Origin of the sequence: Mycobacterium sp. 1245801.1 (assembly GCF_001673055.1) — a bacterium.
GTDB lineage: Bacteria > Actinomycetota > Actinomycetes > Mycobacteriales > Mycobacteriaceae > Mycobacterium > Mycobacterium europaeum_A.
Genome location: NZ_LZKY01000073.1, coordinates 1 through 5598, shown reverse-complemented (window position 1 = coordinate 5598; position 5598 = coordinate 1). Strand labels below are relative to the sequence as shown.

Here is a 5598-nt window from a genome sequence, read left to right as displayed (position 1 = left end):
GGATTCGGGCGTGCTGGCCACCCTGCTGGCGTGTGCCGAGAAGTACGGCCTGGCCGAGGTGTCGCCGATGGTGTGCAACATGGCCGACCCGGAGCGGCTGGCGTTCCCGTTGCGTCGCGGCCTGGTATGGCGCAGGCGCACAAGCGAATTACGCACCGAGGCGGGCCAGGACCTGCTGCCCGGGATCGCGTCGCTGTTCAACGGCGCGTTGTTTCGGGCCGCCACCCTGGACGCCGTCGGTGTCCCGGATCTGCGGCTGTTCATCCGCGGCGACGAGGTGGAACTGCACCGCCGGCTGGTGCGATCCGGCCTGCCGTTCGGGACCTGCCTGGACACCGTCTACCTGCATCCCTGCGGATCCGATGAGTTCCGGCCGATCCTGGGCGGCCGGATGCACACCCAATATCCCGACAACCCCACCAAGCGGTTTTACACCTACCGCAACCGCGGCTACCTGCTGGCGCAGCCCGGCCTGCGCAAGCTGGTGGTGCAGGAGTGGGTCCGGTTCGGCTGGTTCTTCCTGGTGAGCCGTCAAGACCCGCGGGGACTGGCCGAGTGGATCCGGTTGCGGCGCTTGGGGCGTCGCGAGCGGTTCGGGAAACCGGAAGGAACGCAGTGACTTTCGTTGACGCGGCGGCACAGTCGCGCACCTTTACCCGCGCCCGCAGCGATCTCGTCGACGGCTTCCGCCGTCATGAGCTGTGGTTGCACCTGGGCTGGCAGGACATCAAGCAGCGCTACCGGCGTTCGGTGCTGGGGCCGTTCTGGATCACCATCGCGACCGGTACCACCGCCGTCGCGATGGGCGGCTTGTACTCCAAGCTGTTTCATCTCGAGCTGTCGGTGCATCTGCCGTACGTCACGCTGGGGCTGATCATCTGGAACCTGATCAACGCCGCCATCCTGGAAGGCGCCGACGTCTTCGTCGCCAACGAGGGTCTGATCAAGCAGTTGCCCACGCCGCTGAGCGTGCACGTCTACCGGCTGGTGTGGCGGCAGATGATCCTGTTCGCGCACAACATCGTCATCTACGTCGTCATCGCGATGATCTTCCCCAAACCCTGGTCGTGGGCCGACCTTTCGGTGCTCCCCGCGCTGGCGCTGATCGTGCTGAACTGCATCTGGGTGTCGCTGTGTTTCGGCATCCTGGCCACCCGCTACCGCGACATCGGCCCGTTGCTGTTTTCGATCGTGCAGCTGCTGTTCTTCATGACGCCGATCATCTGGAACGACGACACCCTGCGGCAGCAGGGCGCCGGGCGCTGGTCGAAGATCGTCGAACTCAACCCCCTGCTGCACTACCTCGACATCGTGCGCGCCCCGCTGCTGGGCTCGCATCAGGAACTGCGGCACTGGGCCGTGGTGCTGGTGCTGACCGCCGTCGGCTGGCTGCTGGCCGCGTTCGCGATGCGCCAATATCGCGCCCGGGTGCCGTACTGGGTGTAGCCGCTGGGGTGCTGTCGCTCGAACTCCCATGCTGGCTGGGTTGCCGGGGACCCTTTTTGGGTGGACATTCGTGCTCAGATGAACGATGGAGGGCGCGCGATGGACATCGTCCCGTTGGGCCCGGGCTTTGCCGCCGAATTGCGTGGAGTGACGATCCACGAGATTGCTTCCGACGACGCCGTATACGCGGTGGTGCGCGCGGCGTTCGAGGAGCATTCGGTTCTGGTCCTTCGTGACCAGGACGTCACCGATGAAGCGCAACTTGCCTTGTCGCGCCGGTTCGGCCCGCTCGAGGTTACCAAGCCGGGGTCGGTGGGCGCCGGCAGCAACCTCGTGGTGCTCAAGACCCTCGACGAAGAGGGCAACGTGGTGCCCGAGGATCACCGGCTTGCTCTCGAAAACAAGGCGAACCAGCTGTGGCACACCGACAGTTCGTTCAAGCGGGTGCCGGCGCTGGCTTCGGTGCTGTCGTCGCGCATCGTTCCTGCACGGGGAGGCGAGACCGAGTACGTCTCGACGCGGCTTGCGTTCGACCGCCTCGATCCGGCGCTGCAACGGCAGCTGGAGAACTCCTTCGCCTGGCACGAGTACGCCTTTTCGCGCGCCAAGATCGCGCCGGACCTTGTCGGTCCCGTTGAACGGGCGGCGCTGCCGCCGCAGTGTTGGCGTCTCGTCTGGACGAATCCAGTTAACGGCCGCAAGGCGTTGTACATGGCCTCGCACACTTTCGCGATCGAGGGCATGGAGCGTACAGCGGCCCAGGACTTGCTTTTCGAGCTGACTCAGGCGGCGACCGCCCCCGGAACGAGCTACTTGCACGCGTGGCGCAAGGGCGACGTGGTGATGTGGGACAACCGCGCGATCATGCACCGCGGCCGCCCGTGGCCGGCGCGCGAGCCGCGCCACATGGTGCGGAGCACGGTTGCGGCGACGGCCGGGGATGGGCTCGACGCGATGCGTCCGCCGAGGCGCCGGTGACATGCCACTTCGACGGCCACGCCGCCGTTCTAGGTGGTGGCGGGGGCCCCGTCGTGGTGTCACACTGAAACGCCACCTGAGCAACCGGTCGAAAGGTCCACCGACGTGAGCAAAAAGGTCCCATCGGCAGCGGACGCCGCGCGGAACAACCTCGAAGCGGAGCTGGACCGGCTACGGCAACGGCGCGAGCGCCTCGAGGCCGAGGTCAAGAACGACCGCGGGATGGTGGGCGACCACGGTGACGCGGCCGAGGCGATCCAGCGCGCGGAGGAACTGGTGGTGCTCACCGACCGGATCTCCGAATTGGACCGGCGCCTACGGGCCGGGCCGTCGGACACCGACGCGTCGGAGACGCTGCCCGGCGGCACCGAGGTGACGCTGCGGTTCGCCGACGGTGAAGTGGTCACGATGCAGGTGATCTCCATCGTCGAGGAGACTCCCGTCGGCGGGGAGGGCGAGACGTTGACCGCGCGCAGTCCGCTGGCCCAGGCCCTGGCCGGCCGCAAACCCGGCGACACGGTCACCTATTCGACGCCGCAGGGCGAGAACCAGGTCGAGTTGATCTCGGTCAAGCTGCCCCGCTGACGCTCGCCGGGAAAAGCCCGGCGGCCCCGTAGACTCCCCTCGATGGTTGCCCCGCTGCCCGATTCCGCGTCCGAGGACGTGCGCCCGGGCTTGCCCCTCACGACGCAGGTCATCCGGTTCGTCGTCACCGGTGGCCTGGCGGGAATCGTGGACTTCGGGCTCTACCTGCTGCTGTGGAAGGTCCTGGGCGTCCAGGTCGACCTTTCCAAGGCCACCAGCTTCATCGTCGGCACCATCACCGCCTACCTGATCAACCGCCGCTGGACCTTCCAGGCGAACCCCAGTACCGCCCGGTTCGTCGCCGTCATGGTTCTCTACGCCGTCACGTTCGCGGTCCAGGTCGGGCTCAACCACCTGTGCCTGGCGTTGCTGCACTACCGGGGGTGGGCGCCGCTGGTCGCATTCGTGATCGCCCAGGGCACCGCGACGGTGATCAACTTCGTGGTGCAGCGGGCCGTAATCTTCCGCATCCGCTGAGCCGCCATCGGCAGGCGGTACCCTCTTTGACGATGTCGAGCACCGATCCCGTGACCAAGCCCGCCCAGTTGATGGGCTTCGGGCGCACCGCGCCGTCGGTGGCCCAGGTGCTCTCCACCCGCGATCCCGAGGTGATCGCGAAGGCCGTGGCCCGGGTGGCCGACTCGGACGATCCCAAGGGCCGGGGCGTGATCGCCCGCGGCCTGGGCCGCTCCTACGGCGACAACGCCCAAAACGGCGGCGGCCTGGTGATCGACATGACCGGGCTCAACCGCATCCACTCGATCAGCGCCGACACCCGGCTGGTCGACGTCGACGCCGGGGTCAGCCTGGACCAGTTGATGAAGGCCGCGCTGCCGTTCGGGCTCTGGGTCCCGGTGCTGCCGGGAACCCGTCAGGTCACCGTCGGCGGCGCGATCGCCTGCGACATCCACGGCAAGAACCACCACAGCGCGGGCAGCTTCGGTAACCACGTCCGCTCGATGGACCTGCTCATGGCCGACGGCACCGTCCGCGCCATCACCCCCGACGGCGAGGACGCGGACCTGTTCTGGGCGACCGTCGGAGGCAACGGCCTGACCGGGATCGTGCTGCGCGCCACCATCGCCATGACTCCGACGGAGACGGCGTATTTCATCGCCGACGGCATCGCCACCAAGGACCTCGACGAGACGGTCGCCGTTCACCTCGACGGCAGCGAAGCCAACTACACCTACTCCAGCGCCTGGTTCGACCTGATCAGCCCGCCACCGAAGCTGGGCCGCGCCGCGGTCAGCCGGGGCAGCCTGGCCAAGCTGGACCAGCTACCCAAGAAGCTGGCCAAGAACCCGCTGAAATTCGATGCGCCGCAGCTGTTGACGGTGCCGGACGTGTTTCCCGTCAGCGCCATGAACAAGCTGTCGTTCATGGCGATCGGCGAGGTGTATTACCGGCTGGGCGGAACCTACAGCGGCAAGATCCAGAACCTGTCGCAGTTCTACCACATGCTCGATCTGGTCAGCGGCTGGAATAATGCTTACGGCCCAAGGGGTTTCGCCCAACACCAATTCCTGGTTCCGCCGGACGCGATGGACGAATTCAAGGCCATCATCCGCTGGATCCAGACCAGCGGGCACTACTCGGCGCTCAACGTGTTCAAGCTCTTCGGCCCGGGCAACCGCGCGCCGCTGAGTTTCCCGATGGCCGGCTGGAACGTCGCCATGGACTTCCCCAACAAGCCGGGGATCAATGAGTTCCTCAACGAACTCGACCGGCGCGTCCTGGAATTCGGCGGAAGGGTATACACCGCCAAGGATTCCCGGGTGAGCGCAGAAACCTTCCACGCCATGTATCCGCGCATCGACGAATGGATCGCGATACGCCGCAAGGCCGACCCCCTGCGGGTCTTCGCCTCCGACATGGCCCGACGTTTGGAGCTGCTGTAAATGGTGCTCGATGCCGTAGGTAATCCGCAGACCATCCTGCTGCTCGGCGGTACCTCCGAGATCGGCCTGGCCATCTGCGAACGCTACCTGCAGAACGCGCACGCGCGAATTGCCTTGGCCGCCATGCCCAATGATCCGGCCCGGGACGCCGCGGTGGCCCAGATGAAGGCCGCCGGTGCGCGCTCGGTCGAGCTGATCGACTTCGAGGCCACCGACCCCGACACCCACCCGAAGATGATCGAGGCGGCCTTCGCCAACGGAGATATAGACGTCGCGATCGTCGCCTTCGGCATTCTCGGTGACGCCGAGGAGTTGTGGCAGAACCAGCAGAAAGCGGTGCTGGCCGCCGAAATCAACTACACTGCAGCGGTTTCGGTGGGCGTGCTGCTCGGTGAGAAAATGCGCGCCCAGGGCTTCGGGCAGATCATCGCGATGAGCTCGGCCGCCGGTGAGCGGGTGCGGCGGTCCAACTTCGTCTACGGCTCCACCAAGGCCGGGTTGGACGGATTCTATTTGGGGCTCGGAGAGGCGTTGCGTGAGTACGGGGTTCGCGTGCTGGTGATCCGGCCCGGCCAGGTGCGTACCCGGATGAGCGCGCACGTCAAGGAAGCCCCGCTCACCGTCGATAAGGAATACGTCGCCAACCTCGCGGTGACTGCGGCCGCCAAAGGTAAGGAATTGGTTTTGG

The 5598-nt window shown here is 66.5% G+C and carries 7 protein-coding genes; all 7 read left to right on the top strand.

All coding sequences use genetic code 11. The annotated features are described in order from the left end of the window. A partial coding sequence (locus tag A5622_RS04480) for a glycosyltransferase family 2 protein (protein WP_197505077.1) occupies positions 1-619 on the top strand: 619 nt, incomplete at its 5' end. Beyond that, positions 616-1446 (top strand): ABC transporter permease, encoded by an 831-nt coding sequence (locus A5622_RS04475; RefSeq protein ID WP_066873040.1) that lies wholly within the window; start codon positions 616-618, stop codon positions 1444-1446. The genes A5622_RS04480 and A5622_RS04475, both read left to right, overlap by 4 nt. Positions 1447-1545: 99 nt before the next feature. Next, on the top strand, positions 1546-2424 hold the full coding sequence (locus tag A5622_RS04470; RefSeq protein ID WP_066876957.1) for a TauD/TfdA family dioxygenase: 879 nt from the start codon (positions 1546-1548) through the stop codon (positions 2422-2424). A 105-nt stretch (positions 2425-2529) separates the two neighbouring features. Then, positions 2530-3009, top strand: a complete 480-nt coding sequence (locus A5622_RS04465) for a GreA/GreB family elongation factor (RefSeq protein ID WP_066873046.1) — start codon at positions 2530-2532, stop codon at positions 3007-3009. A gap of 111 nt (positions 3010-3120) precedes the next feature. After that, positions 3121-3486 (top strand): GtrA family protein, encoded by a 366-nt coding sequence (locus A5622_RS04460; protein WP_156748758.1) that lies wholly within the window; start codon positions 3121-3123, stop codon positions 3484-3486. Positions 3487-3518: 32 nt separating this feature from the next. After that, on the top strand, positions 3519-4910 hold the full coding sequence (locus A5622_RS04455) for an FAD-binding oxidoreductase (protein WP_066876956.1): 1392 nt from the start codon (positions 3519-3521) through the stop codon (positions 4908-4910). Next, positions 4911-5598 (top strand): decaprenylphospho-beta-D-erythro-pentofuranosid-2-ulose 2-reductase (locus tag A5622_RS04450; RefSeq protein WP_066876955.1); only part of this gene is annotated, 688 nt, incomplete at its 3' end.